The organism is Vibrio sp. V43_P6S15P86, assembly GCF_009904725.1.
In the GTDB taxonomy this organism is placed as follows: Bacteria; Pseudomonadota; Gammaproteobacteria; order Enterobacterales; family Vibrionaceae; genus Vibrio; species Vibrio diabolicus.
Genome location: NZ_WXWT01000216.1, coordinates 1 through 3963, shown reverse-complemented (window position 1 = coordinate 3963; position 3963 = coordinate 1). Strand labels below are relative to the sequence as shown.

The following is a 3963-nucleotide window of genomic DNA, read 5'->3' as shown; positions in this document are numbered from 1 at the left end:
ATCCAAGGCTGTGCATCAGGCTTTGGGTGAAGGCCATCATCCATCATCCACTCGGGTTTGATGACCACATGCTCCAAGAAGAATGGCATCAAGGTAACTTGTTGATGTTGTGCAAGCTTAGGGTAGATATCGTAAAACATATCGCTATAGCGCTTACCATAATTAGGTGGCACTCGAATTTGCATCATGACAACGTCCGCACCTGAATCTTTTATCATGGTAATCATTTTTGAGAGATTCGACGTAATAAGTTTAGGAGGGAAACCTCTTAGGCCATCGTTGGCACCTAACTCAATGAGCACCATATCAGGGCTGTGCTGGGTTAGCAGCTGTGGTAATCGAGCTAAGCCGTTGCCTGTGGTATCGCCAGAAATGCTGGCATTAATAACTGTTACATCTTGACCATGTTCTGACAACGCATCAGGGAGTAAGCTAGGCCAACTCTTTTCGATCGGCATCTGATAGCCCGCGCTCAGGCTATCACCTAAGACAAGTAGCTTTTCGCTCGCATGTGCAGTAGCGGAAAAACAAAAAAATAGAACTAAGGAAAGTATACGAATCATGCAAACACCTGTACTTAATGCACCTATTGTTCAAGCTAATTTGGTTTCTAAACAAGTCTCTACTAATCAAGAGCAATTAACAATCCTCAAAGATGTAAATGTTGACATCAGGAAAGGAGAAAAAATCGCCATCGTCGGTACTTCCGGTGCGGGTAAGTCAACGTTGATGACGTTGTTAGCTGGCCTTGATACACCAACATCAGGTGAAATTACCTTGTTAGGTCATGAGTTATCAAAACTTGACGATGAAGCTCGCGCAAAAATTCGCGCTGACTCTCTAGGTTTTGTTTTCCAAAGTTTCTTATTAATCCCGAGCTTGAGTGCATTACGCAATGTCACGCTTCCTTGTCTTTTACGTGGTGAAGCCGAAGATGAAGCAAGAGCAGCCGAATTATTAACCGCTGTGGGATTGGAAAAACGTGTCGATCATCTTCCAAGTCAGTTATCTGGTGGTGAACAACAACGTGTCGCGCTGGCACGTGCCTTTATGACACAGCCTGAACTGTTGTTCGCAGACGAGCCTACCGGCAATCTTGACCATCAAACCGCAGACAAAGTGATTGAGCTGCTATTCGATCTTAATGAGCAGCATGGAACAACGCTGATATTAGTTACACACGATGGTCATCTAGCAAGTCGATGTGACCGTATTTATCGTATGGAGGCGGGTGAGCTTAAGGAGGAGGTGTAATGTCTGCAGTATCATCAAGCGAAGCAACATCGACAGAACGAAGCAGTGCAACACAGCACTCGCCGAATAAAAGTTTGATACGTTGGAGTTTCGGCGAAATAAGACAGGGGAACCTTTGGCCTATTAGCGTTGCTCTTATTCTTGTGATTGCGAGCATCTTTGCGCTTTCTGCATTAGCGGAGCGAATGGAGCAGGTGATCGTCAAGCAGGGGAAGGATGCATTGACAGCGGATGCGGTGTTTGTGTCTGCTAATCCTATACCTGACACGTTGTTATCCTCGACTGAAAACCTAGAACGTTCGACGATGACACGATTTGCCACGATGGCATTTAGCGACAATGGTATGCAGTTGATTTCCGTAAGGGCAGTGGACGACAATTACCCTTTAATGGGAGAACTGGTACTAGACAACAACCCATCCGGTCGCGTTAAAGAGAACCAACTCTGGCTTGATGAGCGGATTATGGCTCAACTAGACGTCAAGTCGGGTGACAGCGTCACTATAGGCGATGCCGATTTTACGGTTTCAGGTGCAGTGCTGATGGAACCTGGATTAAGCTTTAACCCATTTCAACAAATGCCTTCTGCATACATTCATCAAAAAGACGTTGAGAAAACAGGAGCGATTCAAGTCGGGAGTCGAGTTCAATACCGTCTGTTTTTACAAGCCGATGATAAAACGCTAAAAGGCCTGCAAGAAGATACTGTTCTTTCTCCTAGTGATCGCTGGCGCACGCAAGATACTGCCAGTCGTAGCAATGAGGTCTTTGAACGAACGACGCAGTATTTGTCTCTAACGGTTGCGATTGTCATCATTATGGCAGCGACAACATTGGTTCTTACTTGCCAAAACTATGTGAATAGTCGAACACAAACCATTGCGATGCTAAAAAGCCTTGGCGCAAGTCGACGATGGATTGAAAAATGGCTGTTTATTCAAGTCACAATTCTGCTCATTAGCGCCAGTGTCGTTGGGTTATTGTTGGGAAGTGGGCTGGAGTACTTATTGCGCATTCCACTCAAAGACTTATTACCCGAGCCACTACCTAGTTACGGCGTCACTCCATATCTAGTGTCGTTTATCTCAGCGGTCCTGATCACCGTTCCTGCCCTTGGCATACCATTGTTGGGGTTGATTAAAACTCCAGCCTTAGAAGTGCTACAGCAGGGCAAAGCACAACGTTCTTGGAAACGAATGTTGCTCGTTCTAGTCCCCGTTGTTCCATTACTTTTGCTTTATGCTGATAATACCTTAGTTTGGATTGTTCTTATTGGTATTGCAGTACTGTTTGTTGTGCTTGCTGCAGTGAGCGTCGCACTCACAAAATTGTTTGCGCGTATTTCAACACAACCTGCCATGAAGCTTGCGTTGAGTCGTATCAACCGCACGCCAGTAACTAGTGGCCTGCAGTTTGGTGCTTTGGCGTTGTCTTTGATGCTGCTATCTATTATCTGGCTTGTGCGCAGCGATATTCTCGCGGATTGGGAGAGAACCTTACCTGCAGACGCGCCAAATGTCTTCGCATTAAATATTGGTGATTACGAACTCGATAGCTACCTAGAAACCTTAGATAAAAATGGGGTTACACGGTCACAAGCTTATCCAATTATTCGTGGTCGATTGACAGAGATTAATGGTCAAAACGTCAAAGAGATTGAATACGAAGGAGAAGGCTCTGACGCAATACGTCGTGAATTGAACCTTACGTGGGGAGACAGCCTGCCAGAGTATAATGATGTGCTTGCGGGTGAATGGACAAATAAGGGGAGTGTCTCCGTAGAAGCCGATGTAGCAAATGACTTGGGCATCGAACTTGGTGATAAACTGCGCTTTGTTATTAATAGCCAGAACTACGATGCGGTAGTAGATACCATTCGTTATGTTGAATGGCGTGATATGAAGCCTAACTTTTACTTTATTTTCTCATCCGACGTTATGGCTAATCTACCGGGTTCTTACCTCATCAGTTATAGAATTGATGAAGGGAACGAAGCACTATTAACGTCTATGTCGCGATCTCACCCAACGGTATCTGTTTTAGATATTCGTACCATGGGCGAAAAAATCCAGGACTTGATTCAACAAATCGTATCGGCAATCACTATTCTTGCTCTTTTAGGCGTGGTTGCGGGGTTGCTACTTATCTTTACGCTATTGAGATTAAGCTTATCCCAACGTCAGCAGGAGATCCGTTTGTATCGCACATTAGGTTCAAGTAAAAAACGGATCAATACAACTCTGTGGGCCGAATACGGCATTATGGCGTTGATAGCTAGCGGTGTCGCGGTATTCGCTGCGGAAGTTTGTGTGGCCGCGGTAATGACATATGGCTTCGACCTGAACGCACAAATTCACCCCGAATTGTGGATAGCTTTACCACTGGCAACATTTGTTACGTTGGCACTTGTCGTAATGAGTTTGTTGAAAAGATTGTTAACGCCAGTAAACACTTAATCACTGCAAATGTTATTAAATGCGGAACACTCCATGACACTTTTATTTTAGTTATCCACAAAAACAGTGGATAACTTTTGGGATAACTAAATGGGGTAAAAAGTGGGGTATTTCTGCAGGCTTTGCGCCATGGGTCTTACAGTGAAATTGTTATTCACATAGGCACAAAAAAGTGTCTTCCTAACCATGTCGTCAAGTACTTTTTTTGCAATTTTTTTCTACTTTAACGCACCATAAAGGCGCAGTTGGATAT

Annotated in this window: 3 protein-coding genes; 2 read left to right on the top strand and 1 reads right to left on the bottom strand. The window is 44.5% G+C overall.

What is annotated here, in order from left to right; genetic code table 11:
* On the bottom strand, positions 1-563 hold a 563-nt coding region (locus CAG69_RS09640), incomplete at its 3' end, for an arylesterase (protein ID WP_161443936.1).
* Between CAG69_RS09640 and CAG69_RS09635 the strand changes: the two genes are divergently transcribed.
* On the top strand, positions 562-1254 hold the full coding sequence (locus tag CAG69_RS09635; RefSeq protein ID WP_005395482.1) for an ABC transporter ATP-binding protein: 693 nt from the start codon (positions 562-564) through the stop codon (positions 1252-1254). The genes CAG69_RS09640 and CAG69_RS09635 overlap by 2 nt on opposite strands.
* Positions 1254-3710 (top strand): ABC transporter permease, encoded by a 2457-nt coding sequence (locus tag CAG69_RS09630; RefSeq protein WP_161443934.1) that lies wholly within the window; start codon positions 1254-1256, stop codon positions 3708-3710. The genes CAG69_RS09635 and CAG69_RS09630 overlap by 1 nt, the downstream gene beginning before the upstream one ends.
* The last annotated feature ends 253 nt before the right edge of the window (positions 3711-3963 follow it).

Bases quoted from the DNA above. Each gene is read 5' to 3' on its own strand.
- CAG69_RS09630 (WP_161443934.1), top strand. From the start codon at position 1,254: ATGTCTGCAGTATCATCAAGCGAAGCAACATCGACAGAACGAAGCAGT.
- CAG69_RS09635 (WP_005395482.1), top strand. From the start codon at position 562: ATGCAAACACCTGTACTTAATGCACCTATTGTTCAAGCTAATTTGGTT.